The organism is Chryseobacterium ureilyticum (genome assembly GCF_900156735.1).
Taxonomy (GTDB): Bacteria; Bacteroidota; Bacteroidia; order Flavobacteriales; family Weeksellaceae; genus Chryseobacterium; species Chryseobacterium ureilyticum.
This window is the reverse complement of sequence record NZ_FTOL01000007.1, coordinates 44,880-71,678: the sequence shown is the minus strand read 5'-3', so window position 1 is coordinate 71,678 and position 26,799 is coordinate 44,880. Positions and strand designations below refer to the sequence as shown.

Here is a 26,799-nt window from a genome sequence, read left to right as displayed (position 1 = left end):
TGCAAAGGTAGACTTATTTTTTAAATATGCAAAAAAGGCAAATCTGCTCATCTGCAAATTTGCCTTTGTATTTATTTTACAATCATTTTTTGAATTGCCATTCCTGTTTCTGATTTCAAATGGACAAGATAAGTTCCTGCCGGATAGTTGATTTTCAGCTCATGGATGCCGTTTTCTTTATTCAGCTTAAATGAATCCAGCTTTTTACCATTCATATCAAAGATGATAATTTCTCCGTTTTTAGCTTTGTTAAAATTTAATTTTGCTAAACCATTTTTTACAGGATTATCTGCAATCTGAAGTGACAATTTATTTACCGCATTCACATCCGAAACAGATAATACTCCTTCATAATTCCCTAAAATTCTGAATTCTCCCGGCTGTAAAGTAATGGGAGCTGTTGTATTGGTAATATTATTGATCATATTATCCATTAAATTCTGCCATTGCCCAGTATAAGGGAAATAAGGGGCAACATTTTGTACTGAAGTGGAATAATTGGCTAGCACAACAACATTCTTCATTCCGTTGATGGAAGCATCATACAGATAGATTCTTGTGATCAATCCATCAGGATCATTTGTTAGATTGTTGGATTCTATGCTATATGTCTTAGATTTAAATACCTGATGACTGTTTCTTATCTCTATAATTTTTGCCCAGGTATCATACACAGCTTTTCTGTTGGCATCATTGTCATATCCTAATGTAAAAGCAATAGGTTTTTCGTCTGTTCTGCACCCATTATCAATAGTTCCGTTAGCACATCTGTTGATACTGAATTCATAGCCCAGTTCTCCAAACTGCCAGATCATTTTAGGTCCGGGAATGGTAAAGAATGTTGCTCCAAAAGTTTTCATTCTTTCAAGAGCTATAGTAAGGTTTTTTACGTTGTAGCTTCCGTTAACTGCACCGTAAGCAAGATTTTTAAACATTAATCTTTCCTCATCATGGCTTTCTCCAAATCCTACTGCACGCATATTGGTAAAACCGTGAAGGTTATGATTCATACGGTCGTAGCTGCTGTTTTCCTTATAACCCATTGTATTTTGATTGTAAGGTTCAGTTTGTTTATTCCAAAGCATCACGCCTTTTCCTTCTGATGCTTTATAATTTGCCCATTGCTGTTCTTCAGTGTCAGTTCCAAGATGTTCAAATATCATGTAAGAATTCGGATCAATTGCCCATTGTTTGTCTGCATAATGTTTCATAATATCCACTCTGTCTTGCTGATAGGCATTGGTACAGTTTTCATCGTTTTCGGAACAGTTTTGAGTAAATCCTTTTGTTAAATCCCAACGGAAACCGTCGATACGATATTCGGTAAGCCATTGCTGAAGACATCTTTCAACGTAATATTGAGTTGAAAGGCTGGAATGGTTAAAGTCATTAAACACATTATAAGAATGTTTAGGAACTTGGTTGAAATAAGGATTATTGGCTGCAACATCTCCGTAGCCGTCTCCATCAGGATCAATATTCCAAAGTCTTACCAATGGTGAACGCCCAGTTGCATGATTAAATGCCACATCCAGAATGACCGCAATTCCGTTCTGATGACACAGATCTACAAATTCTTTGAACTTTTCCGGAGTACCATAAGCTTTATCTAAAGCATAGTGGAAGGAAGTATTGTAACCCCAGGAAAGATTTCCATCAAATTCCATGATGGGAAGAAGCTCAATGGCATTGATTTTTAAATTCTTTAAATAAGTGATCTTGTCAATTAAAGACTGCCAGTTTTTTTCCTGGGTAAAGTCTCTTAATAACAATTCATATATGATAAGATCTTCTTTTGCGGGTCTCTGAAAGTTATTTACCTGCCAGTTATAAGCTGTCTGTCCTGTCTTGAATGTAGAAACCTCAAAGTCCTGTCCTGCCGGAAAAGCTGGAAGATTAGGATAGGTAGAAGCAGAAATCCATTGGTCATCATAGGAAGATAAGATCTGCGGCGAGTAAGGGTCAGCTACTTTTTTTAAGTCATTGGTTTTGTATTGAAATGTATACAATTGCTGTGGAGTTAGCCCATTCAATTCTATCCAATAAAGATCAGGATTGGTTGTATCCCTTTTCATTAAATAAGTATCATTTACAGCCCAGTTATTGAAGCTTCCTATTACATGTACAAAGTTTTTATGAGGAGCATATAGCGCAAGTCCTACTTTAGTCTGATCGGCTGGATTATAATTTATCCCTTGTTTTATCCAGCCTGGAATTGACTCAGAAACCACATTTCGGGGAACCTGTAATATGAATGTTGCTTTCTTTGAGTTTGCTCCTTCCGTTGCTATAAGTTCCATATTCGTATCCTGCGTTACCGTATAATTATAAGAATATGATTGAGCCGGTGTTGGCGTAGAATTTACGAATGTTCCATTCGCTTTAAGCTGAAATGTAGCATTTACATTCGTTGTTGCTGTAATATTGATTGAATTACCCGTTGGTACAGAAGTAATACTATTGGCAACAGGATTCGTTAAAGTAAGGTTCAAAACTCCAACATTTACGTAAATATTCGGTGAAGTCTGGTGTGTACCTGTTTTATCTTTTAATAAAAATCCGAATCTTCCAATTCCTGTTCTTCCAAAAAAAGCAGTTGGTGTAAATGTCAATGAATAAGAATCAGTTCCTGCATTATAATTGAGTTTATTCAGCTCATTGGAATTGTCCCAATTTCCGTTGGTAAGACAATCCTGACTATTTTGATAGTTCGTATCATAAGACCAGGACCATATGTAAATTGAATTATTGGAAACTCCCCAGGCAGCCTCATCAATCTGATCTCCGGGAACCGTCAATGTAATGACATCCGTTTCATTGAATGGATTGGGTGAAATTGTATAATTAATCTGCCCGAAAACAAACAGTCCTACAAACAAAAAAACAATAGAATAAAACTTTTTCATGTCGTTATTTTTATCGAATATAATATTATTTTCCTTTGATAACGTTTATTTTTATTCATTGAATTAGCATTATTACATAAAAAAGACCCATGAAAAAAAAATCATGAGTCTTTCTAATAAAAGTAATTGTAATGAACTATTTGTACCTAACGAAAAAACGTCAGTTATATTGATGTTGCCCTTAAAAAAATTAATTTTTCATAATTTTCTTAAGAACAGTGTCTCCATTCTTTAATTTTATTTCTACCCAATATAAACCTTGAGAAAGCCCGTTCATATTGATTTGACGATCTGAAAACCCAACTTCCATTGTTTGTCCTACAGCATTTATAACCTTTATGCTCTGTACTGCAGAATCTGTTTTAAGCATCAGAATTCCTTTTGTAGGATTAGGATATACTTCAACACTTTTACGGTTAAAGTTAATGTCCGTTGTTCCCAATCCAGCTTCTGTTTTGACACATCTTACTGATGCTCCCTGACCTCTTGGACCTCCCGCTGCAGCATTAATAGATATAGTTCCTATATACAAATATTTCCCACCACTTATAGCCGTCCCTGAGCTCCAAAAATATCCTCTTTGCCCAACAAATGTAAGTGCTCCGCTTGAACTGCGATATCCGCCCATTGGTAATTTCAAACGACCTTCATAAGCCTTTGTAATTGTAGATATACTTTCTAACGGCACAATATTCTCCCAATCTGCTTGAGAAGGTAATGCCCAGTTTGGTCCAATAGCCTTACATGGATCAATAGATTCTGTTTCTGTGATATCTGTCAGATTTGTTCCTGTCCATTTATCTCCACTTCCGTTGGATGACCACCAACCGCCTGTAATATATTCACTAGATCCCTGAAGCCCATCCGGTTTATTCACAGAAGGTACCGATCCAGTAGCTGAGTTTCTTAATTGATGTCCATCATCCCATCTTCCCCATTGAAAAAGATCACCATAAGCATCTTCATCATTCGTAGATTCAGCAGTCCTTGAACTTCCAAGATTCTGTTGAAGCCATACTTTTCCATCTGCAGCTCTTACAGTAGTATAAGTAACCTGCTGTCCCCGATAGGTAAATGAAACACATCCCAAATCCCCTGCATTTGTTCCCGGATCCGTATTATTGCAGACTTGCTGAGCCTCCATCGTACCGCCTGCCATCAAAGTCAGTAAAACACCAACTCCAAGTTTTCGTACTGCAAAATATAAATCTTCAATCATAAATATTATTTTTAATTATTCTAAATTTAATTTAATTTTGCGCAAAAGTAGTGCTCAGAATTAACTATGGGTTATCATTTCCCAACTTTTAGTTATCCTATTGATATCTTACTTTTAATTGTACCCTACCGTAAATGTGCTGTATGAAGAACCATTCGAAAAGTGAAATTGTATTCAAATCTGAGGATATTGAGATTGTAATGCAGGAAGATAAAGGTTCTGATTTTTTTTCAAAATCTCATCTGGTTGAAAAAAAATCAAGCTTCAATATTCTATTCTTATTAAGTTCGGATATTCATCTTAAAGCGTATGACTGCAGCAATCAATACTCATTTCAGAAAAATCAATACATATTACATTATTCATCACAGGAAAATGAGTCAGAGGTATGGAGTGAAAGTGATGAAAATCTAAAATATTTACAGATTCAGCTCAAATACAGATATGTATTTAATCTTATAAATCCTAAAAACAATAAAGAAAGTGCTGAAATACTAAAAGATATGACACATAACAATTTCATCTTTCTAAGAAAAGCCACTCCGCCCACAATAACGGTTGAAATGCATATGATTATAAAGGAAATTGTAAGCTATTCAAAGAAGGGAGTTATTCAGAAATTGTTCATTGAAGCAAAGGTTATCAAGCTACTCATTCTTATTTTTGAACAGTTTAATGAAAAAAACAGCCTGGAAAGCACTTCAGATATACCGGAAATGATCAAAAAATTCATTGATGAAAACTACCATAGAAATATCAGAGCTGAAGAAATCGGGAAACTGGTAGGTATTAATCAAAATATTATCCGAAAAGAATTTAAAACAAAATATCAGACAACTATCACTCACTATATTTCAGAATTACGAATGCTTAAAGCAAAAAAACTGATTGCCAATAAGGAAATTATGATCAAGGAAATAGCTATTGAATGTGGCTATGAATATATTCAGAACTTTACTCGCGCCTTTAAAAAGAAATTTGGAGTATCACCGGAACATCTGAGAAATAATAAATAGAAAAACCGCCTAAAAAAATTAAGCGGTTTATATATGTTGTTTTGCTTTGATATTACTTTTTCAGAATTCAGGTGAAAAAGCAATGACAATCAATTAATGATGATGTCCGTGATCGTGAAGGAAAGGACCGTTTCCTTTAGGTTGGCTGTAGATCGTTTCTACACCTTCCTGCTCAGTAATAAGCTTTCTTCTGATATCTTCAGGATCGAAAGGCTTCACTTTTCCGAAGTACTCTTTCAAACCTTCAGTAAGCCACATTGGGATTACTAATCCGAAGAACATAAAAATACACCAGAATCCTACTAAGAACATAGTAATGAAAAATACAGTCCAAAGGAACTGGTAGAACGGCCAAAATGCTGATAAAATAGTTATCATTCTCTTAAAGATTTTAGGCAAAAATAAAGCTTTTTTCTTTTTTACACAAAAGATACAGGCTCTAATTTTTAATTTATTTTAATTCTATATAGGTTTTGAGACTCTGAGACAAGAGATATGAGTTTTAAACACTCATCTCATATCTCCCTTCTAAAGGTCTTTATTGTCCGATTAATGAGCAAGATTTGCAAAGAAATCGTTTCCTTTATCATCGGTAATGATGAAAGCCGGGAAGTCTTTTACTTCAATTTTTCTTACTGCTTCCATTCCTAATTCCGGGAAGTCTACAACATCTACCGATACAATATTATCTTTTGCAAGGATTGCTGCCGGTCCTCCGATAGATCCAAGATAGAAACCTCCATATTTATTACAAGCGTTGGTAACGTCTTTACTTCTGTTTCCTTTTGCCAGCATGATCATACTTCCACCATGGCTTTGGAACTCGTCTACATAAACATCCATTCTTCCTGCAGTTGTAGGTCCGAAACTTCCTGAAGCCATTCCTTCCGGTGTTTTTGCTGGTCCTGCGTAATAAATCGGATGATTTTTGAAATATTCCGGCATTGGTTTTCCACTGTCGATGATTTCTTTGATCTTAGCATGAGCAATATCTCTTGCTACGATTAAGGTACCGTTTAGTTTTAATCTTGTTTTGATTGGATATTTTGAAAGCTCAGCTAGAATTTCCGGCATTGGCTTATTCAGATCTACTTCGATGGCTTCTTCCAAATGTGGTGGTGTAGCTGGAAGGAATCTCTTTGGATCCTGTTCTAATTGCTCAAGGAAAATTCCATCTTTTGTAATCTTCCCTTTAATGTTTCTGTCTGCTGAACACGATACTCCCATTCCTACCGGACAAGAAGCAGCATGTCTTGGAAGTCTGATTACTCTTACATCATGGGTAAGGTATTTTCCTCCAAACTGCGCTCCGATAGCACTTTCCTGGCAGATTTTCTGAACTTTAGCCTCCCATTCAAGGTCTCTGAATGCTTGTCCTGCTTCATTTCCTTCTGTAGGAAGATTGTCATAATATTTTGCAGATGCTTTCTTTACCGCTGCAAGGTTTGCCTCAGCTGAAGTTCCTCCGATTACCAACGCTAAGTGATATGGCGGGCAAGCTGCTGTTCCAAGATCTGAAATTCTTTCTTTAACGAATTCTTCAAGAGATTTTTCGTTCAGTAAAGATTTTGTCTTTTGATATAAGAATGTTTTATTTGCAGAACCTCCTCCTTTTGTTAAGAATAAAAACTCGTAGTAATCCCCTTTCTTAGCATAGATATCAATCTGTGCAGGAAGGTTTGATCCTGAATTTTTCTCATCAAACATTGTCAAAGGAACTACCTGAGAATATCTAAGGTTTCTTTTTTGATAGGTGTTGTAGATACCACGGCTTAAGAATTCACCATCATCTACTCCGGTGTATACATTTTCACCTTTTTTACCCATTACGATTGCTGTACCTGTATCCTGGCAAGAAGGCAGTGCTCCTTCAACCGCTACGGTAGCATTTTGTAATAAGTTATAAGCAACGAATCTGTCATTGTCTGTAGCTTCAGGATCATCAATGATTCTTTTAAGGCTTTCTAAGTGTGAAGAACGCAGCATGAAAGATACGTCCGCCATAGCTTCTTCAGCCAATAGCTCCAATCCTTTCGGGTCAACTGTTAAAATTTCTCTGTCACCCAGTTTTTCAACCTTTACATAATCTGATGTAAGCTTTTTATACACCGTATCATCTTTCTGAATTGGATACGGATCCTGATATCTAAATTCCATTCAATTTTTTGTTTGTACAAAAATACGGCTTCCATTAAAAAAAGATGAGCAAAATCAGTCATTAAAATTGATATTTATAATGATTATAAATTGCAGGTTTCTGAGTTTATAACTAACTTTATACTAACCAAATAATGAAACCATAAAAGATAAAAAACTATGGTTTCAGGCTAAAAAGACTATAAAATTTCAATCACAATGAATTACAGAGTAGAAAAAGACACCATGGGAGAAGTGCAGGTACCTGCAGACAAACTTTGGGGTGCACAGACAGAACGTTCAAGAAATAATTTCAAAATCGGTCCGGAAGGATCAATGCCTCATGAAATCATTGAAGCATTTGCTTATTTAAAGAAGGCTGCGGCATATGCCAATTCTGATTTGGGTGTACTTTCACCTGAAAAAAGAGATATGATTGGAAAGGTTTGTGAAGAAATTCTTGAAGGAAAACTGAATGACCAATTTCCTTTGGTAATCTGGCAGACAGGCTCAGGAACACAGTCTAATATGAATGTGAATGAAGTTGTTTCCAACAGAGCTCATGTAAATAATGGAGGAACTTTAGGAGAAAAATCTGAAATTCACCCGAATGATGATGTCAACAAATCTCAATCATCCAATGACACTTATCCTACGGCAATGCACATTGCTGCCTATAAAAAAGTAGTAGAAGTTACGATTCCTGCTGTTGAAAAATTAAAAAATACACTTGCTGAAAAATCTAAAGCATTTAAAGATGTTGTAAAAATTGGGAGAACTCACCTGATGGATGCTACTCCTTTAACATTGGGACAGGAATTTTCCGGTTATGTTGCCCAATTGGAATTTGGTTTAAGAGCTTTAAAAAATACACTTCCCCACCTTTCAGAGCTTGCTCTTGGAGGAACCGCTGTAGGAACCGGACTGAATACGCCTAACGGATATGACGTAAAAGTAGCTGAATATATTGCCAAGTTTACCAATCACCCATTTATCACAGCAGAAAATAAGTTTGAGGCACTTGCTGCCCACGATGCTATTGTTGAAAGCCACGGCGCTTTAAAACAACTTGCAGTTTCATTATTCAAAATTGCTCAGGATATCAGATTGCTTGCTTCAGGACCACGTTCCGGAATCGGGGAAATTCATATTCCTGAAAACGAACCGGGATCTTCCATTATGCCTGGAAAAGTAAACCCTACCCAAAATGAAGCTCTGACAATGGTTTGTGCTCAGATTCTGGGAAATGATACAACTATTTCATTTGCAGGAACACAAGGTAATTACGAACTGAATGTTTTTAAACCTGTAATGGCTTATAATTTCCTTCAGTCTGCACAATTAATTGCTGATGCATGTATTTCATTCAATGATCATTGTGCGGTAGGTATTGAGCCTAATCATGAGAGAATTAAAGAGCTTGTAGACAAATCCTTAATGCTTGTTACCGCTCTGAATACTCATATCGGATACGAAAATGCAGCAAAAATTGCAAAAACAGCTCATAAAAACGGAACAACGTTAAAAGAGGAGGCTGTTAATCTGGGATTATTAACCGCAGAACAATTTGATGAGTGGGTAAAACCTGAAGATATGGTAGGTAGCCTTAAATAATTTTAGAAACATAGATTAAATAGTAAAAGCCCCGGAGTTTTCGGGGCTTTTACTATTTATATTTCTTAGATTTTCTTTTAATTTGAACTCGATTTTTAACCGATTAATTCCTTTGCCTGTGCAAGAGCTGCTTCAGTGATCTTACTTCCTGAAAGCAATTGAGCAATTTCATTAAGTTTATCTTCGTCACTTAAAGGTATAATGGTGGATTGAGTTCTACCGGAAATGTCTTGTTTTACAACTTTATAGTTATTGTTTCCTTTTGCTGCAACTTGTGCAAGATGAGAAATTACGATCAGTTGCATATCCTCAGACATTTCACGCATAAGATTTCCTATTTCTTCTGCTACTTTTCCGGAAACTCCTGTATCAATTTCATCCAGAATTAAAGTTGGCAGCTCATCACTTTCTGCAATAATCTTCTTTACTGCAAGCATTACCCTTGATCTTTCTCCACCGGAAATTGCCGTTTGAATTGGTTTTAAAGGGAAACCAGAATTCGCCTGAAACAAAAGCTGAATATTTTCTTTTCCAAACTGATTAAATTCAACAGCATCCTGCAAATCAATATCTACTTTTGCTTTTTCAAGACCTAGCTTTTTTAGAAGTCCTTCTGCTTTTTTAATGAAAACAGGGATATTTTTTTTCCTGTTTTTAGAAAGCTTTTCCGCAAGTACCTGAAGTGTTTTTTCTTTTTTAGAAATATTTTCCTCAGTTTCTTCTATTTGTGACTCTAACTCGGAAGCTCCTTTCTGATCTCCTGTCAATTCATTTCTGATCTCAATCAGCTCATGAATGTCTGCTACATTATGTTTAAGGAATAAAGCATTGATCTTATTATTCAATTCTGTAAGAAAAACAAGGTTGTCAGGATTGATCTCTACCTTTTCTGCTTCATCTTCAAGCTCGGAAATAATATCTTTTAGTTCTACAAAAGAGGCTTCAAGCCTTTGATCAAGTTCAGCAAAACCAGTTGAAACTTCAGAAATCCTGGAAAGTTTTGATTTTGCTTCGTTAAAAAAAGACAGAATTCCTATTTCTTCCTGATGAAACCTGGAAAGGATTTGCCCTATATTTTCAGAAATCATTCCTGCATTTTCCTGAATGGAAAGCTGGTTCTGAACATCTTCAAAATCTACATCATCCAACTTCAAATCTTCTAACTCATTCAATAAAAACTCTTTATAATCACTCTCTTTGGTAGATTCCGAAAGTTGAGTCCTTAGTTTTTTAAGAACCAGTTTAAGATTCTGAAAATCTGAAAATTCCTGTTGATATTCTTCAATGATCGTCTTATTTTCGGAAAGACCATCAATTATTTTAAATTGATATTCAGACGTAAACAGATTTGATGTTTCAAATTGGGAATGAATATCAATTAATTGCGAAGAAAGTTCTTTAAGAATATCCAATGTCACCGGAACGTCATTGATGAACGCTCTGGACTTTCCTGATGGAAGAATTTCTCTTCTGATAATAGTATGAAGCTCATAATCAAGATCGTTTTCAATGAAAAACTTTTTAAATTGATTATTAAGATTGAACTCTGTTTCAACAACGCTTTTCTCCTCTGCTTTTGCAATGGATTTCACATCTGCCCTTTCTCCTAAAATAAGTCGAAGTGCTCCCAGAATAATAGATTTCCCGGCTCCCGTTTCACCGGTAATGACCTGCAAACCATTTTTCAATGATACATCCAAAGTATCAATCAGGGCAAAGTTTTTAATGTAAATTCTTGAAAGCATGGATAATCCGCGTTTTTATCAGATATTAATATTAGGTGTAAAAATAAGTTTTTTTAATGAAAACAGAAATGACAGATCGTGATAAATATGAAACTTAAATTTTTGAAATTTCAGTCAGTAATTCATAAAAACTTTTGTGTTTATATTCAAAAGAGGCTGCAACTTCATGATCCCAAAGGACAATTGCATTATCATTATGAGTATCAAAACACAAGAGCCCCCAATCACTGTATGTAGCAAAGGGAACATATCCTTTATCAAAAAGAAATTCTCTTGGATAGGTTTCAAACATCATTTCACGAAGAGAAGCTCTCCAAAGATTGATGGGATGTGAGCAAAATGATACTTCTGAAATCTGAAGCTCGTAAAAATGTTTATGCTTAAGGAATATTTTAAAGTCTTCGGGAAAAACAAAACCTGTTTCTGCTTCAAATATCTCAAGTTCAGTATCTGTCACTGTACTTTTTACAGGAAGCCAGGTTTTCCACTCATCATCAGTTTGCACTGGAGCAAGCATTTCTGCTTCAATATCGCAGGGAAGTTTATTGACTTCGTTTTCAATCCAAAACGTAAGCGTTCTATCAACAATTCCTTCAATATCTGTCTGATGGCTCGTTATTTCCATTTATTCCATTTACTATCAATGTTTTTAGGAGAAAGAGTTATCATAACCTGCTTAAGATCATTAAGGATAATTCCTCCATTATTCCCGGAATTGAACACATTGAAAATCTCATCACTTTTGGTATCCATGAAAAGATTAAAGAAAAATCCTTGCTGAAAAGTATTCTCATACATTTTAAGCTGCATTAGGGTATCAAAGATCACTTTCTTTGCTGCCGTCTGGTCCTGATTAAAAAGGTTGTCCATTCCGGATCTATGATAGGTGTATACTGCAGAACGAAGCTGGCTCCAGCTAGGGTTAAGTATTTCGTTGATCAAGATTGTGCGGCTTCTTGGCTCATTGATAGTATTCCATCCTTCATAGTTTCTGTTTTGTGAATTTTGAGCAATCTGCTGAGCTTTTGAGAACCACTGGCTTCCGCTCATAGACTGGAAACTGTCTGCGTCATATCCTAAAATAAGGTAAACATAAAAGCTGATCACATCTGTAAGGTTTTTACCGGAGAATTGTCTCTCGTTAAAAATAAGATTTTCATTTTCAATATATTCAAATCCGAATCTCTGATCCTGAAGATTCAATAGTGGTGATTCGTAAGTGGTTGCATAAACAGGACGTACAGCCTGAATAACAATAGTTCCTTTGTACCTGTTATCTACCTTTTCTGAAATAACAATAGAAAAACCACATTTTATTTTTTCAAAATTCTGAAGTTTTTTCCCTGTCCAGCTGGTATTATTAATAAAATCTCTTAGACTTTTTTCCAAGGATTTAAAAGCCTGCTGATTACTTCCTCCGATCTGTTGGGAGTTTACCTGAACGGTTGCCAGTAACTCCTGGGAAAATCCAAAATTGTATATAAAAACCAGAAAAAATAAACTTATAATTTTTTTCATATGGAGATACTTATTGTTTTTTTAATATCATATGTAATCGTGTCATCCTCATTGATATTGTCTTTCTAAAAATTCTGACGACTTCATTGTCTATTAAAAATTGAGAACGGAAATTTATTAAAATTATTTTAAAAGTTGAGCTTCAACAAAGTTGAGGATATCCTTTGCCACATCATCTTTAGATTTCAGGTCAAATTCTCTTTTCTCTGCTTTAGTAAAAATCTTGATTTTATTAGTATCATTTTTAAAACCTGCACCTTCATCACGTAAAGAATTCAGAACGATCATATCAAGATTTTTCTTTTCCAGTTTTCCTTTGGCATTCTCTTCTTCATTCTGGGTTTCCAAAGCAAATCCTACCAGGAATTGGTGGGTTTTCTTTTCGCCCATTGTCTTAAGAATATCCGGGTTCTTAACTAATTCAATGGTAAGGTTTTCATCATTTTTTTTGATTTTTTCCTTAGCTACATCTTTTGGAGCATAGTCTGCAACGGCTGCACTGGCAATACCTATATCGATCTTATCATAAAATTCAAAAACTTTTGCCAGCATTTCTTTAGCAGAAGTTACTTTATGAAGTTCTACATTTTTATCGGTAAGAGTCTGAGAGCTGGGTCCAGAGATCAGGATCACTTTTGCTCCTCTTTTTGAAGCTTCCTCTGCAAGAGAGAATCCCATTTTCCCGGAGGAATGATTTCCTATGAATCTTACAGGATCAATTGCTTCATAAGTAGGCCCCGCTGTAATCAACACCGTTTTTCCTTCAAGAGTTTTTGCAGAAGCATTGTCTGTAAAATAATTTTCTACTGTATTAAAAATAGTTTCTGGTTCTGCCATTCTTCCCTGCCCTACAAGCCCGCTCGCCAATTCCCCGTTTTCTGCGGGAATAATAATATGACCAAAACTTTCAGCAAGCTCCAGATTTCTCTTAGTAGATGGATGTACATACATATCCAAATCCATTGCAGGAGCAATAAACACAGGACATTTGGCTGACATGTAGGTGGCAATAACTAAATTATCACACATCCCATGAATCATTTTAGACAAGGTATTGGCTGTACAAGGAGCTACGATTATGACATCAGCCCATAAGCCTAATTCTACATGACTGTTCCAGGTCCCATTATCTCTGTAAAATTCTGAGTAAACAGGTTTCTTTGATAAAGTTGACAAACTTAGTTTCGTTACAAAATGTTCTGCGTCGGGAGTCATAATAACCTGTACTTCGGCTCCTTTTTTTACAAAATCTCTTATCAGAAAATGAATTTTGTATGCCGCAATTCCTCCAGAGACGGCGATAAGTATCTTTTTACCGGAAACACTCATTTAGCTTTAATTTTTTGGAAATACTAAATTACTTATTTTTTCCCACAATCAGGGTTTAAAACAAGAAAGGTCATAAAAGAACTTAATTCCTTTATGACCTTGATTTATTAAAAACACAGATGATTATTTTCTCTCTTCTGTCTTTCTGAAATATACATCATCGTTTAACCATTCTTCAATAGCAATTGAAGTCGGCTTTGGAAGTTTTTCATAATGTTTAGAGATCTCAATCTGTTCTCTGTTTTCGAAAACTTCTTCCAATGTAGAATTGTGAACGGCAAATTCATCCAATTTGTTGTGAAGTTCCGTACGGATCTCCGCATTGATCTGCTCTGCTCTCTTTCCCATGATAACAATAGCTTCATAGATTGAACCTACTTTATCTTCAATCTTATCTTTATCGTAAGTAATAGTATTTACTTCTGCTTTTGTATCTTTTACACTCATTTTGAGAAAATTATTTTTATTTTAAGATGGCAAATTTACGAATTATCTTTGAATTTTGAAAGTCGCTGCAGGTGGAGGGGTCTGAAGTGCTGCACTGTCCCTCTGCATCTGCTTTGCTTGCTTTTCATTACTGATCTGATCTTTAGCTTGCTGTTCTTTTTTACCTTGCTCTGCTAGTTTGTCAGCTACTTTCTTTTGTCTTGCCGTAAGAGCTGCAATTCTTGCTTCTGTATCTTTTTTCACGACAACAAAGTTTTGCTTTTCTTTTTCAAGCTTTACTCTCAATTCTGAAGCTGTTTTAGAATATTCCGTATTAGGAAGTTCTTTTTCTACCATCTTCACATAAGTCAATGCACTTTCAATACGCTCATCTTTCAGGTCATAGATTGACTTTAAAGCCAATTCATAACGAGATTTCATGATATAGTCATAAATTTTTGGACGAAGCTTCGTACTTGGGAAATCTTCCAAAACATTTTCCAATGCCACATTTGCAGCCTTGTATTGTCCCATCTTGAAGTACTGTCTTCCATTTTCATAAGCTTTGAACTCTAATTTGTAAGACAATTCATCAATCAACTGGGAGATGTTCTTAGATCTTTCAGAATTCGGATAGTTATTCAGGAAGTCCTGAAGTTCGTTGATCGCTAATTCTGTACTGGATTGATCCAGGTTATAATCCATAGACCCTTCATAGTAGCAAAGTGCAGACATATAAGCTGCTTCTTCTGCTCTTGGATCTTTTGGAAAGTTGATAGCAAAGTTTTTAAACTGATGACCCGCCAGCTTATAACTTTTATCATAATAGTTTGCATAAGCTGTATTGAATCCTACATTAGGAAAATCATCCGTTCCTGCCACAAGATTGGCAAGTCTGTCGTAAAGAGCCAATGCATTTTTCCACTTTTTCTTAGCGAAGTTTTCATTAGCAGCTTTTAAGATAAAATCTTTATCAGCACTCTTCATTGCTTTTTCCTGCTGGCTTACACATGAGGCAATCACTGCTACAGCAAAAAGACCTAAAATATATTTTTTCATATAAAAAATTCAACAGTTTTCGGATTATACAGCCGATTTACTAATTTGCAAAAATATAACTTTTTTGTCAATAGATTTTTTTTTATGAATATTTAACGTAATTTTAGTCTGCAGCGTATCCTAAAATGGCAAAAACACTTAGTAAAAGATTCATTCTTACCTTTTTTTCAGCTTCTTTAGCATAGGCTTCTTCATTCTTACTAGGAACGTAAAGCTCATAAAAATTTTTATTTCGGATGACAAACAAGGTGGAACCAATAATCATGGTAAGGATATCTTCAGGCTTTGGTGTGAAGGTGAAAACTCCGGAAGCGACTCCTTTTTTTATGACTTCATCCAATTTTTTAACGAATAGCTGATAGAAATCCAACAATTCATCTTTTAAATTTTCTGTATGGCGAAGTTCCTGCGTCACAAAACCATGAAAATAGTTGTATTTGAAAAGTTGTGAAACGATATATTTTATCATTTCACGCATTTGCATTTCAGGTTTACCGTCTTTAATGGTATCTGCAAATTCTGAGAAATTTTCTCTTGTTTTGAGCACTCTGTACTGATAGAGATAAGACATCATTTTCTCCTTAGAACCGAAGTAATAGGAGATCATTGCAACATTAATGTTTGCTTTGGAACAAATATCTCTTACAGAAGTTCCCTCGTATCCCTTTTTTGCAATAAGCTCTTCTGCAATATCAAGTATGTGAATCTGTTTTTCTGTAAATTTTTTCTTCATGAAGTGTACTTTGAGTAAAGTTAAGAAATTTTTAACACAATTGTAAACGTTCGTTTAATAATTTTATATTAATTCGAAATAATAGTATTTTTGAGCATGGAATTTTTTGATTTTCACCATCATAAAAAATACATCAGAGACGGAATTTACAATTTGGATATTGAGCAAATTCCGCCAGACTTCCCTTATTCAATAGGGATTCATCCTCAGGACATTGATATCATTAATATAGAAAAACAGCTAAGTTGGATGAGAAATATGATGTTTGAGAACTGTTTTGCTATTGGTGAATGTGGTCTGGATTCTCTTGTTCTTATAGAGCAGAAAATTCAGGAGGAAGTTTTTCTTAAGCAGATCAATATAGCGAATGAGGTAAATAAGCCCATCATCATACATTGTGTGAGAAAATTTTATGAGGTGATTTCATTTAGAAAAAAGTCTCATCAGCCTATGATCATTCATGGTTTTAATAAAAAGCAGCAGATCGCAACAGATCTTCTTGCTAATAATTTTTACCTGAGTTTTGGAAAAGCTGTTTTGTATAATCTATCTTTGCAGAATATTTTAAAAAACACTCCATTAAACAAAATCTTTTTAGATACTGACAATGAAGATTTTAAGATCGAAGAATTGTATGGTAAGGTTTCGGAAATAAAAGAGATTTCTTTGGATCAACTCAACGAACAAATTTTAGAAAATTTACACACGATAAGAAATGGATAAATACTGGCTGGAAAGAACGGAACTCCTCATTAAGGAAGATGGTTTGGAAAAATTGAACAAAGCAACTGTTCTTGTAGTAGGATTGGGTGGTGTAGGTTCCTTTGCTGCTGAATTTTTAGCTAGAGCCGGTGTAGGAAGCATGACCATCGTAGACGGTGATACTGTAGATATTACCAACGTAAACAGACAGCTTCCCGCTTTACGATCTACTGTTGGGAAACATAAAGTAGAAGTTGTTGCTGAAAGACTTCTAGACATCAATCCTGATCTTAAATTAACAAAAATCAATGAGTTTCTGAATCCTGAAAGAATGGATGAAGTGCTGGATTCTGCACCATTTGATTATGTATTGGATTGCATAGACAGTGTAACTCCAAAATTAAGCTTAATTATTTCTGCTAAAAGAAAAAAAATAAAGGTGATAAGCTCAATGGGAGCAGGTGGAAAGACTGACCCAAGTAAGGTATTGGTGAGAGACATCAGCAAAACCGAGCACTGCCACCTTGCAAGACAGATAAGAAAAAGGCTGAGAAAAGTAAAAATAGACAAAGGTGTTCGCTGTGTTTTTTCCAATGACATTCAGGATGAGGAAAGCTTAAAGATGACAGATGGAACCAATTATAAAAGATCTTTTTACGGAACGATAAGCTATATGCCTGCAATTTTTGGGCTTTATGCAGCTGCAGAAGTAATCAATTACTTAGTGAAACAAGATTAATGCAGAATTTCAAATACCCCAGAGCGGAAAAGCTCAAAAAGAATGCGGAGATTAGTTTGCTTTTTGAAAAAGGTAAATGGAGAACGTCCGGAAATCTGCGAATCATTATTTTGAAAGATAAGCCTACGCTACCAATAGAAAGTGGTAAATTGGGTGTTTCTGTTTCTAAAAGATACTTTAAAAGGGCAGTTCATCGAAATCGAATAAAAAGATTGCTAAGAGAATGTTATCGTTTAAATAAAGACCTATATAAAAGTGCTTTTGGGGATAAAACTATTGCAATGCTTTTTTGGATGTCTTCAGAAATGCCTCAGAAATTTCAGGATGTGGAAGCTCAGTTTATTAAGCTTTGTGAGGCACAGAAGAAATAGTTCCAGTCTGGCAATATAACAATCTGGCTGTTTACCAATAAGGATTAAACCTGTGCTAAGAATATATTCAATCTTGAGTTATTTTGGGGCACACTCCATCTTATATCCAAACTTCACACCTTTAAATCTCAGATACTTTTTGTAATTTTAGGGAAAACAATAAATCTGAAAATTAATATGTTAGATCAAGTTCCCTACCTTTCCTATGTACTGAGTGCTTTTATCGGCATTGGGTTGGCTGCAGCTACAGGCTTTAGGGTATTTCTCCCTATGTTCATCGTAAGCCTTTCCTCTTATTTTCATTGGATTCCTATGAATGAGCAATTTGAGTGGCTTGCAGGGTTGCCTACGCTCATCACAACAGGAATAGCAACTGTTGCTGAGATTCTTGCCTATTATATCCCTTTCATTGATCATTTACTGGATACGGTTTCTATTCCTATGGCAACTGTCGCCGGTTCTGTGCTATTTGCGAGTCAGTTTGCTGATATGGGAACGTTTCCACAGTGGGCATTGGCATTAATTGCAGGTGGCGGAACAGCAGCTACGATCAGTTCCGGTTTTGCAGGAATACGGGCTGCTTCTACGGCAACTACCGGAGGATTGGGGAATTCTGTGGTAGGAACTACTGAAACTGCAGGAGCTGGCATTATGTCTATTCTGGCGATGGCAGCACCAATTATTGCTGCAATTGTAGCAATAGTTCTTTTAATCTTTGTTATTGTTTATGGCAGGAAAGCCTGGAGAAAATTACGGGGTAAAAATACCTCTCAGAATCTATAAAATGAAAAGGTACAGTATCTACACTGTACCTTTCTTATTTTAATTTTTACTTCTGAAATCTTTAATTTCTTTGATCTTAGAAGTAAAGTAATCTTTCTTTTCAGGGTGTTTTTTGATCAGTATTTCAAATGCTTTTATCGCTTTTGAATATAATTTCTGTTCAAAATAAAGATTAGCAAGTGTCTCAGTCATCAAGTGTGAAATGTCATCATTCTTTTCTTTGACAACATAGGTGCTTTCTTCTTTTAACTGACTGATTCTAGGATTGTTTTCTATAAAAGTTTCAATCGCTTTTTCTTTGATTTCTTCTTTTTCTTTTTCAACCTCTTCTACTCTGTCTATTTTCAGCCAGCTCTGCCAGGTATTGATAAACCCTGGAACATTACTATCTACAGAGGATTGAGTAGTTTTTTCAATAACATCCTTCATTCCTTCTTCTTTTGCTGATACGTCTTTATTCTTAGCCTGTTCTTCAACACTTAAGTTGGAAATATCTGAACTAAAGAATGAAACATTCATTACAGGTGCTTCTTCATCTTTTTTGGCTGCAATAACTTCTTTCTCATCGGAAATATCATTGTTTTCAGCTTGTTCTTCAACCAATTTCTGAGCTTCTGGCTCGGATGGTAAAGCATCATCGTTGGATTCTTCAATGATAGTTTCAGACTCAGGCTCTTTAACTGGAATTTCTACTTCGTTAACAGGTTTTTCTGCTTCAATAGAAGTGTTTCTCACAGGGGCTGCATCTGATTTACTGATTAAAGAATCTGGTATGTTTGATTCAAGGCTCATCGGTTTCCATGATACCTGAACTTCAGATGGGTTTTGTTCTACAACTACTTCTTCAGAAAGCTCTTCTATGGTTTCTAAAGGCTCAGTAACTTCTTCTTTTACAGCTTCAGCTTTTACATCCTCTGATGGCTCTGGAGCTTCTTCTCCTGTTGACCAAAAGTGGAAACTTTGAGTTTCTGCAAAGCTGATTTCATGATCTTCTACAACTGCTTCCGGCTCTTCTTTTTTCTCTTCTAAGATAGCCTCAGCCTTTGTTTCCTTCATTTTCTTTTCAACCTCCTCAATCAGACGTCTCATTTCCTCCTCATGTTTATTTACATTAGGTAGGGAAACTTCAGCTGATTCAGTTACTTCTTCGCTGTTTGTCTGGATTTTAACATCCGGAAGGAAAGCGTCTGTTCCGTGGAAGCTTAGTTCTGCATCGGGGACTTCTGTCTTTTCTTCTTGCTCAAAATTAGAACCAAAGGTTTCTTCAGCTACAGCAACGGATTCAGCATCTATTGGTTTTTCAATATTTTCATCTATTGCTTCTGCTTCTGAAATAGGAGCGTTTTCATTTTCTAAAACAACTTCAGAGTCTACTGCTTCTTCCGTTATATTTTCTTCAGATGATAAAGGCTGTATTTCTTCAAAGCTCAGATGGTCATCCTCTTCCACTTTTTCCGAAACATTTTCAGAAGCTATCTGCTCTTCGTCAATAATTGTTTCCGGAGTAAAGTTTTCACCAATATTTTCCTCAATTTCCGATTGACTTTCTTCTTGATCCTGAATCGGTTCCACTACTAGTGCTTCAGCTTTTTGAGTTACCAAAGTTCCTGACTCCAGCGTAGATTCTAGATCGATTGTTTCTGTATTTTCTTCATCAAGGAAGTTTTCTTCTCCTTCAAACAGAATTCGGTTTCTTTCGCCGTTTATATAAACAGGTTTTATTTCCTGCGTTGTTTGTAAAATACAAGAAGTTTCTTCTTCAATTGTTTCAGAAGCAGTTTCTTCTCTTTTTATCGGGAAGCCTTTGTCTTTATAGTTATATCGGACAGGTTTTTCTGTTGTTTTGGAAGTTGATTTATCTTCAATAACTTCCTCCTGTTTTACTTCCTGTTGAATTTTCCCGTTGATCAGCTGATAAAGAATCTTTTTATCAGTGGTATATGCTGCTGTCGTAGAAAGTTCCTTCTGATAATTTTCTTTTTCATACAGGTGTACTCCATACAAGTGAAGTGCCCTGATATTTTGAATATAGGGAAATGCGTGAATCTCATCCTTTAAAAGACCTAGATCTTCTAACTGAATATTTTTCGGATTTTTTATTAATTCTAAAACTCTCGGATTCATCTTACCAATTCGCTACAATGTCGTTAAAAATCTTGTTAATAATTCTCTCTGTTACAACTTTCACCTGCTGACTTTCGATATCACTCTGTGATAGATTACTGTTAAAAACAGCTTCATCAGTATAGGTTCTGTCAAAACTTGCTTCTACATTTACTTTATTCTCATAATGCACTTTCACAGTGATCATAAGCTTGTTTTGTGCCTGCTGAATCACTCCACCGGAAGGGTTTTTCTCTGTAGTGGAACTGATTGTTGTAGGAGTAATTGTATAGTCTGTAATTTCTCCTTCTACCAGAATATCCGGATTTTCTTTTGTTCCCTTCAAAGTTGTTCTCTGAAGAAACCTGTTCTGAATATCTGTAGAGAACTGTTGTGATAATGCCGGGTTCACAAGAGGGGCATTATTCGGAAATTCATTGATCTGAATGGTTTTCTCGTCTTTAAGGGCTCCACCCTGGCTAAAGCTGTAGCACGAGTTTAAAACACCCATCAGAACGAAGAGTATAGCAACCCTTGCAGGCTGTTTCAGATTAATATTTTTAATTTTAAAATTCATTTTTAGATCCAATTTCAGTGATTTCATCATGCTCAATTTGTTGAATAGCATCTTCATAAGCAAAATAATTTGCAGTGTATAAGAAAGGTAAGGTAAGAAAAACACCAATACCACAGGCAAGAAAACCTACCTGAGATAAGATACTTACTATTAATGAGAAAAGAAAAATAGACAATAGATTACCTTTAGTCATTACTTTTGAAATATTCCAAGCTTCTTTTATATCTGTAATTCCTTTAAGACTGATCAATGGAGCAATATAAAATGCTTTCAAAGCAAAATAATAAATAGCTGCAATCATGATAAACAAATAAGGAATCATAAACAATACCAACAATGGATTTCCCTGATCATTACCTGAAATAGCTCCTGTAACTACCATTACGATAATCAAAGGAATATAAAGCAGTAAGAAACCTCCAAGAATAATTAACTGCAGAATAAAATAAGGCATAAAATCTTTAAAATCAAAAATGTCTCCGGGACTAGCCTGCTGATTTTTGTTAAGCTTTCCAAGGTATTTATACATATTCCCCATTGCTACTGCTGCACAAAAAGGAATGATAGACATAAGACAGCATAATAAAAAAGCTACAAAGATGTTTACGAAGTCTTTCTTTAGAAGTTCGATACCTTTATTGATATATTCTCCGATTTTAAAATTGATTGGTTTAGGTGCTAAAAATGTTTTCATTATTTATGTTTGGTTAATCTTCCAGATTATATTGTTTTATTTTTCTGTATAAAGTTCTTTGTGAAATTCCAAGTTCATCTGCAGCTCTGTTCCTGCGTCCTTTATGCTTCTCCAACGCTTTAATAATCAAGTCCTTTTCATTATTCTGAAGTGATAAAGACTCTGGTCTGTTTTCTTCCACTTCAATATCCTCAATATCTTCATAGCTATCTTCCGGGCTTGAAATAATTGTTGGAGTCTGAACGGTTGGAGTATCATTATTATTCTCAAAATACAATAAAGATCCTGAGTTTACTTGTTGTTGACTTTCAGGAGTATAAATTCTATTGATCAGACTTTTCTCATGATTGCTTAAGTCTGCAGTTCCTCTGTTCTTTATTAATTCCGAAGTTAAGGATTTTAAATCATTAATATCATTACGCATATCGAAGAGAATTTTATACATAATTTCTCTTTCGCTTCCGAAGTCGTTCTGCTTAGGTGTACTCTGGTTATTTACGACCATTGGCAGATGTGTTTCCATCGGAATATATTCTGCAAGCTTTTCTGCTGTAATGTTTCTGTTTCTTTCCACAACGGTCATTTGCTCAACTAAGTTTCTTAATTGGCGGACATTCCCAGGGAAAGAGTAGCTTTCTATATAATGAACTGCGCTAGGCTCTAATTCAAGCTCAGGCATTCTGTATTTCTCTGCAAAATCTATTGCGAACTTTCTGAACAATAAATGAATATCTCCTTTTCTTTCTCTCAAAGGAGGCATATCGATCTGAACAGTATTCAAACGGTAATATAAATCCTCACGGAATCTCCCATCATGAATAGCCTTCATCATATTGACATTGGTAGCGGCTACAATTCTTACGTTGGTCTTTTGAACCTGTGAAGAACCTACTTTCATAAATTCACCGCTTTCCAGGACTCTTAAAAGACGAACCTGCGTCTGTAACGGAAGTTCTCCCACCTCATCAAGAAAGATTGTACCTCCATCTGCTACTTCAAAGTACCCTTTTCTGGTAGCTGTAGCTCCTGTAAAGGCTCCTTTTTCGTGACCGAATAATTCTGAATCTATGGTTCCCTCAGGAATAGCCCCACAGTTTACAACAATATAAGGCTGGTGTTTTCTTCTGGATTCTGAATGGATGATCTTCGGAATAAATTCTTTTCCCACCCCACTTTCTCCGATAACAAGAACGGAAATGTCTGTAGGAGCTACCTGAATAGATTTTTCCAGTGCCCTATTGAGTGCCGGAAAGTTCCCGATAATTCCGAAGCGGTTTTTTATGTTTTGTAACTCGTTGCTCATAAGTAAATGTTTGATTATTGATTTAATGTTAATGTTCTACAGCTCTTCAATCTGCTGTCTGTAGACTTTGTTAAAATGATGAGTGTAGACATCTTTCATGGTCTTCCCGTCATCATACGTTTGTAAGGCTAACATTTTTAAATCTAAATAATCCTTGTTTCTGATCTTAGAAACTTTACTTTTAAAGTATATGTTCTCAGCAAAGTCGTATTCTTTGCTTTGTTTTTCAAAATTTTCCAGGGCTTTGTCATATTTTCCCTGTTCGAAATAGGTTACGCCAAGCTGGTAATGATCAAACATTCCCTTCACATAACCTTTTGTGGCAAGCAGTCTTTCAATAATTCCTGCTGCTTTTTCTTTTTGCCCTAAAGCACTATAGGACATAGCTTTTACTACATCCAGATGGTAATCACCGTTTAACGACCTTCCAAGATCTTCGGGATAATATTTTCGAAATTTTTCTAAGTCTTGAATGGCACCTTTATAATCTCCTAAAAACTGAAATTTACACCAGCCTCTGTAGCCAAGGTGCATTTTAGGATTTAAAGTAACGGCTTTATCAATGAGGATTTTCCAGGTTGCAAAATCTCCGTTCTTGAGATAAGGTACCGCTTTTTCCATATAAGCATTGGAAAAATCGGGGCAAAGTTCAATAGCCCTATCAAAACCTTCCTGAGACTCTCTGAAGCCTTGTAAATCTGAAGCTTGATTGTAAAGTTCACAGGCTTTTTTGCAGTCCTCACCCTCTATTGCATTACAGTTTACCTGTGCAATAGTATTGGTGTACACTATAAGTAACAAAAAGCTAAGGTAATACCTCTGAAACTTTTCCATCTTCAATTTTATAGGTTAAATACTGATAGTAATCTACTTTTAAACCTTCTATCTCTTTTGGCATCCAGCCATTCAATGATTTTGTGAATTTCAACAGCTTATTTTCCAATTCTTCATCCAAAGCAAGATCTTTCAAATCCGAATTCATATGCTTGAGTCTGAACAATCCTGTTTTCCCTTCACAATTTACTAAAAATCTAACGGTAATATAACCATTGATTTTCTTTTCTGAATATATATTTTCTTTTTTAAGTTTTTCAACAATGGCAATTTTCTCTCCTTTATACTGGAACATCTTCGGTCCGTGATAATATTGAAAGCTGAAAGGTATGTTCTTTCCTTTTCCACACTTCTCAAAACCAGCTTCATCCAGTTTTTCATCAAATGTTATATCACCTACGGTATCCGGATATCTACTCATGTTCTTTTCTGCCTGGCATGAAAACAGGGTGAAAAAGAGCAATAATAAAAGATAAACCGCCTTTGTCACTTAATTTATTCTGCAATTCTTCCTAAAAGTGTGCCTTGGGTATTATCATAAACAAAAACGTTCACAATGTCACCAATCTGCTGTCCTTCCAATTTATCGAAAACACATACGGCATTCTGAGAGTTTCTTCCTTTCCATTGATTTTCATTTTTCTTGGAAGTTCCTTCGATCAGAATTTGATGCATTCTTCCTACATAAGATTTCATTCTCATTCTGGAAAGTTCTCCCTGAAGCGCAATAACCTCAGCAAGACGTCTCTGCTTCACATCCGCAGGAATGTTGTCTTCCATTTTCTTATGTGCAGGGGTTCCTGGTCTTTCTGAATAAGCAAACATATAACCGTAATCATATTGTACTTCTTTCATCAGACTTAATGTATCCTGGTGATCTTGTTCTGATTCATTACAGAATCCTACGATCATATCCTGGGAGAAAGCTACTTCCGGAACAATTTCCTTCGCTTTTCTGATCAATTCAAGGTATTCTTCACGGGTATGTTGTCTGTTCATAGCTTCAAGCATATTATTGCTTCCGCTTTGTACAGGAAGGTGTACGTATTTACAGATATTTTCGTGTTTTGCCATCATTTTGAATACATCAATACTCATATCCTGAGGATTTGATGTAGAGAATCTGATTCTCATTTCAGGAACAGCTTTAGCCACCTGATCAAGTAATTGAGCAAAGTTCACGGCTGTAGCTTTCTGCATTTCTGAAGCTTTGGCAAAATCTTTTTTAGGACCTCCTCCATACCATAAGTAAGAGTCTACGTTCTGACCTAAAAGGGTAATCTCTTTATAGCCACTATCTGCAAGGCTTTTACATTCTTCAATGATGGAATGTGGATCACGGCTTCTTTCTCTTCCTCTTGTAAATGGTACTACACAGAAAGTACACATATTATCACACCCTCTTGTAATGGTAACAAAAGCTGTAACTCCGTTTCCGCCTAAACGAACCGGATTGATATCTGCATAGGTTTCTTCTTTTGAAAGGATTACATTGATAGCATCTCTACCATCATCCGTTTCTTTCAGAAGGTTGGGTAAATCTCTATAAGCATCCGGACCAACAACCAGATCCACTAATTGTTCTTCTTCTAAAAATTTAGTTTTTAGTCTTTCTGCCATACATCCAAGAACACCAACCGTCATATTCGGTTTTTCTTTTTTAAGATTCTTGAACTGGGAAAGACGCATTCTTACAGTTTGCTCTGCTTTTTCACGGATAGAACAAGTGTTTAACAGGATCAGATCTGCTTCTTCAACTTTCATTGTTGTATTGTACCCTTGTTCATTAAGGATGGATGCAACAATTTCAGAATCCGAAAAGTTCATCTGACAACCATAGCTTTCTAAAAACAGTTTTTTAGAATTTTCCGGTCTTTCGGCAATAGCAAAAGCTTCACCCTGTTTTGTTTCGTCTATATATTTTTCCTGCACGATAATCAATTTTGGTTCGAGATTAAAACACAGAGAATTGCTCCGTGAATTTTAAATTACGAACAGATGAGTCTGCAAAGATACAAAATATTGTGACAGAATGTCAGGAGATTATTTTGGAGGGTGAAAAGTTAGCGGAAGCGTGTAAAAAGACTCTACAGGTTCTCCGTTTTTACGTGCTGGAGTCCATTTTTTCTTTCTGATACGTTTAATTCCGTCCAGAATTCTTTGATCAAATTCAGTGTTTCCTGATGATTCTTCTAATTTGATATTCTCCATCTTCCCTTCTTTACTTACAATGAATGTCACCACCAGCCTAAAAGGTTCCTTCCAAATAAAATCACTAAGGTCAATTTGTTTTGCCACTTCTGCTCTGAAGCTGTTCATTCCTCCGGGCATAGCTTTGTCAGATGAATTCTTTACTGCTTCCTGTGCAGATAAATTCAATGAAAATAAAGCAAATAAGAAAATGGTTAGTAGTTTTTTATTCATCATTTCGAGGTTACATATCTACTGATAATGAAGAGAAGTTCATTTTTACTTTCATTTGAGATTTTACTGGCTGCCCATCACAAGTTGCAGGAGTCCAATTTTTCTTCATCCTTCTTACCACATATTGCATATCATCAAAGAAAGCTTCACTGTGTAAAACTTTAGGAGCTCCTATGGCATCAATTACTCTACCCGTAGTATCAATGATCAACGTAAATGTAAAGTCTCCGCTTAAAGTATAGAAATCTGCATTCAGATAAGTATACATGTACTTACTCAATATATCTTTGTATGCAGAAGCTCCCCCTTCAAAAGATGCAGGTTTAAAGTCATGACACTTTACGGCTACCTGTAGAAAAGGTTCTTTAACGTCAATTTTAAAAAGGTTTTTATTGTTCTCTACGATAAAGGAATCATCCCTGTCCTCAAGCTCCTGGGCAAATGTAAAGTTTGCAACGCATAAAGCAAAAAATAAAAGTATCGTTCTCATAGCTTGATTTGTTATAGAATTATTAAGCAAAGGTAAATATTTACATCCCTTATAAAAAAGAAAAACTTCACACAAAGT

At 35.5% G+C, this 26,799-nt stretch carries 26 protein-coding genes; 6 read left to right on the top strand and 20 right to left on the bottom strand.

Annotated elements, in window-relative coordinates:
* Nucleotides 1-71: 71 nt before the first annotated feature.
* Both BW983_RS17560 and BW983_RS17555 read right to left on the bottom strand, forming a co-directional pair.
* A complete protein-coding gene (locus tag BW983_RS17560; protein ID WP_076553189.1) occupies nt 72-2,906 on the bottom strand; it encodes an alpha-amylase family glycosyl hydrolase in 2,835 nt (944 codons plus the stop codon).
* 190 nt (nt 2,907-3,096) lie between these two features.
* Complete coding sequence (locus tag BW983_RS17555; RefSeq protein WP_076553188.1) at nt 3,097-4,125, bottom strand: T9SS type A sorting domain-containing protein; 1,029 nt, start codon at nt 4,123-4,125, stop codon at nt 3,097-3,099.
* Nucleotides 4,126-4,268: 143 nt separating this feature from the next.
* Between BW983_RS17555 and BW983_RS17550 the strand changes: the two genes are divergently transcribed.
* A complete protein-coding gene (locus BW983_RS17550) occupies nt 4,269-5,141 on the top strand; it encodes a helix-turn-helix domain-containing protein (RefSeq protein ID WP_076553187.1) in 873 nt (290 codons plus the stop codon).
* A 93-nt stretch (nt 5,142-5,234) separates the two neighbouring features.
* Here the strand turns inward: BW983_RS17550 and BW983_RS17545 are convergent, their stop codons facing one another.
* Both BW983_RS17545 and BW983_RS17540 read right to left on the bottom strand, forming a co-directional pair.
* Nucleotides 5,235-5,519, bottom strand: coding sequence for a hypothetical protein (locus BW983_RS17545; RefSeq protein ID WP_181575077.1), 285 nt, complete (start codon nt 5,517-5,519; stop codon nt 5,235-5,237).
* Nucleotides 5,520-5,690: 171 nt separating this feature from the next.
* Nucleotides 5,691-7,298: a fumarate hydratase gene (locus tag BW983_RS17540; protein ID WP_076553186.1), complete on the bottom strand. Its 1,608-nt coding sequence runs from the start codon at nt 7,296-7,298 to the stop codon at nt 5,691-5,693.
* 198 nt (nt 7,299-7,496) lie between these two features.
* Here BW983_RS17540 and fumC point away from each other — a divergent pair, with 198 nt between their 5' ends.
* The gene (gene fumC / locus BW983_RS17535; RefSeq protein ID WP_076553185.1) at nt 7,497-8,891 is read left to right on the top strand and encodes a class II fumarate hydratase; all 1,395 of its coding nucleotides are present in this window, start codon (nt 7,497-7,499) and stop codon (nt 8,889-8,891) included.
* 95 nt (nt 8,892-8,986) lie between these two features.
* On the opposite strand, the gene BW983_RS17530 is transcribed toward fumC, so the two are convergent.
* The 7 genes from BW983_RS17530 to BW983_RS17500 all read right to left on the bottom strand — a co-directional run bounded on the left by BW983_RS17530 (nt 8,987) and on the right by BW983_RS17500 (nt 15,701).
* Nucleotides 8,987-10,636: a DNA repair protein RecN gene (locus tag BW983_RS17530; RefSeq protein ID WP_076553184.1), complete on the bottom strand. Its 1,650-nt coding sequence runs from the start codon at nt 10,634-10,636 to the stop codon at nt 8,987-8,989.
* A 94-nt stretch (nt 10,637-10,730) separates the two neighbouring features.
* The gene (locus tag BW983_RS17525; protein WP_076553183.1) at nt 10,731-11,261 is read right to left on the bottom strand and encodes an SMI1/KNR4 family protein; all 531 of its coding nucleotides are present in this window, start codon (nt 11,259-11,261) and stop codon (nt 10,731-10,733) included.
* Nucleotides 11,252-12,154: a type IX secretion system protein PorD gene (gene porD, locus BW983_RS17520; RefSeq protein WP_076553182.1), complete on the bottom strand. Its 903-nt coding sequence runs from the start codon at nt 12,152-12,154 to the stop codon at nt 11,252-11,254. The genes BW983_RS17525 and porD overlap by 10 nt, the downstream gene beginning before the upstream one ends.
* 123 nt (nt 12,155-12,277) lie before the next feature.
* Nucleotides 12,278-13,483, bottom strand: coding sequence for a bifunctional phosphopantothenoylcysteine decarboxylase/phosphopantothenate--cysteine ligase CoaBC (gene coaBC / locus BW983_RS17515; protein ID WP_076553181.1), 1,206 nt, complete (start codon nt 13,481-13,483; stop codon nt 12,278-12,280).
* 123 nt (nt 13,484-13,606) lie between these two features.
* Entirely contained in the window at nt 13,607-13,930 is a 324-nt protein-coding gene (locus tag BW983_RS17510) for a DNA-directed RNA polymerase subunit omega (RefSeq protein ID WP_002983982.1), read from the bottom strand.
* 42 nt (nt 13,931-13,972) lie between these two features.
* Nucleotides 13,973-14,968: an outer membrane protein assembly factor BamD gene (locus BW983_RS17505; protein ID WP_076553180.1), complete on the bottom strand. Its 996-nt coding sequence runs from the start codon at nt 14,966-14,968 to the stop codon at nt 13,973-13,975.
* 103 nt (nt 14,969-15,071) lie between these two features.
* Nucleotides 15,072-15,701, bottom strand: a complete 630-nt coding sequence (locus BW983_RS17500; protein WP_076553179.1) for a TetR/AcrR family transcriptional regulator — start codon at nt 15,699-15,701, stop codon at nt 15,072-15,074.
* Nucleotides 15,702-15,797: 96 nt separating this feature from the next.
* On the opposite strand from BW983_RS17500, the gene BW983_RS17495 reads away from it, so the two are divergent.
* The 4 genes from BW983_RS17495 (at nt 15,798) to BW983_RS17480 (ending at nt 18,296) form a co-directional block, all read left to right on the top strand.
* Entirely contained in the window at nt 15,798-16,424 is a 627-nt protein-coding gene (locus BW983_RS17495) for a TatD family hydrolase (RefSeq protein ID WP_076553178.1), read from the top strand.
* Nucleotides 16,417-17,142, top strand: a complete 726-nt coding sequence (locus BW983_RS17490; protein ID WP_076553177.1) for a tRNA threonylcarbamoyladenosine dehydratase — start codon at nt 16,417-16,419, stop codon at nt 17,140-17,142. Before BW983_RS17495 ends, BW983_RS17490 begins: the two co-directional genes overlap by 8 nt.
* Nucleotides 17,142-17,513 carry a ribonuclease P protein component gene (rnpA, locus tag BW983_RS17485; RefSeq protein WP_076553176.1) on the top strand — a complete coding sequence of 124 codons (372 nt, stop codon included), beginning with the start codon at nt 17,142-17,144 and terminating at the stop codon, nt 17,511-17,513. The genes BW983_RS17490 and rnpA overlap by 1 nt, the downstream gene beginning before the upstream one ends.
* Nucleotides 17,514-17,690: 177 nt before the next feature.
* A complete protein-coding gene (locus BW983_RS17480) occupies nt 17,691-18,296 on the top strand; it encodes a DUF4126 domain-containing protein (RefSeq protein WP_076553175.1) in 606 nt (201 codons plus the stop codon).
* A gap of 39 nt (nt 18,297-18,335) precedes the next feature.
* Here BW983_RS17480 and BW983_RS17475 read toward each other — a convergent pair whose 3' ends face one another.
* From BW983_RS17475 to BW983_RS17435, 9 genes are all read right to left on the bottom strand, one after another.
* Nucleotides 18,336-20,420: a tetratricopeptide repeat protein gene (locus BW983_RS17475; RefSeq protein WP_076553174.1), complete on the bottom strand. Its 2,085-nt coding sequence runs from the start codon at nt 20,418-20,420 to the stop codon at nt 18,336-18,338.
* A gap of 1 nt (nt 20,421) precedes the next feature.
* Nucleotides 20,422-20,976 carry an LPS assembly lipoprotein LptE gene (gene lptE / locus BW983_RS17470; protein ID WP_076553327.1) on the bottom strand — a complete coding sequence of 185 codons (555 nt, stop codon included), beginning with the start codon at nt 20,974-20,976 and terminating at the stop codon, nt 20,422-20,424.
* The gene (locus tag BW983_RS17465; RefSeq protein ID WP_076553173.1) at nt 20,966-21,670 is read right to left on the bottom strand and encodes a hypothetical protein; all 705 of its coding nucleotides are present in this window, start codon (nt 21,668-21,670) and stop codon (nt 20,966-20,968) included. Before BW983_RS17465 ends, lptE begins: the two co-directional genes overlap by 11 nt.
* 13 nt (nt 21,671-21,683) lie before the next feature.
* Entirely contained in the window at nt 21,684-22,973 is a 1,290-nt protein-coding gene (locus BW983_RS17460; RefSeq protein ID WP_076553172.1) for a sigma-54 interaction domain-containing protein, read from the bottom strand.
* A 36-nt stretch (nt 22,974-23,009) separates the two neighbouring features.
* Nucleotides 23,010-23,807: a tetratricopeptide repeat protein gene (locus BW983_RS17455; RefSeq protein WP_076553171.1), complete on the bottom strand. Its 798-nt coding sequence runs from the start codon at nt 23,805-23,807 to the stop codon at nt 23,010-23,012.
* On the bottom strand, nt 23,779-24,228 hold the full coding sequence (locus tag BW983_RS17450; protein ID WP_084184563.1) for a hypothetical protein: 450 nt from the start codon (nt 24,226-24,228) through the stop codon (nt 23,779-23,781). The genes BW983_RS17455 and BW983_RS17450 overlap by 29 nt, the downstream gene beginning before the upstream one ends.
* A 74-nt stretch (nt 24,229-24,302) precedes the next feature.
* Nucleotides 24,303-25,739 carry a tRNA (N6-isopentenyl adenosine(37)-C2)-methylthiotransferase MiaB gene (gene miaB / locus BW983_RS17445; RefSeq protein WP_076553169.1) on the bottom strand — a complete coding sequence of 479 codons (1,437 nt, stop codon included), beginning with the start codon at nt 25,737-25,739 and terminating at the stop codon, nt 24,303-24,305.
* Nucleotides 25,740-25,850: 111 nt separating this feature from the next.
* Nucleotides 25,851-26,231 (bottom strand): energy transducer TonB, encoded by a 381-nt coding sequence (locus BW983_RS17440; RefSeq protein WP_076553168.1) that lies wholly within the window; start codon nt 26,229-26,231, stop codon nt 25,851-25,853.
* A 10-nt stretch (nt 26,232-26,241) separates the two neighbouring features.
* Nucleotides 26,242-26,721, bottom strand: coding sequence for an energy transducer TonB (locus tag BW983_RS17435; protein ID WP_076553167.1), 480 nt, complete (start codon nt 26,719-26,721; stop codon nt 26,242-26,244).
* Between the last annotated feature and the right edge of the window lie 78 nt (nt 26,722-26,799).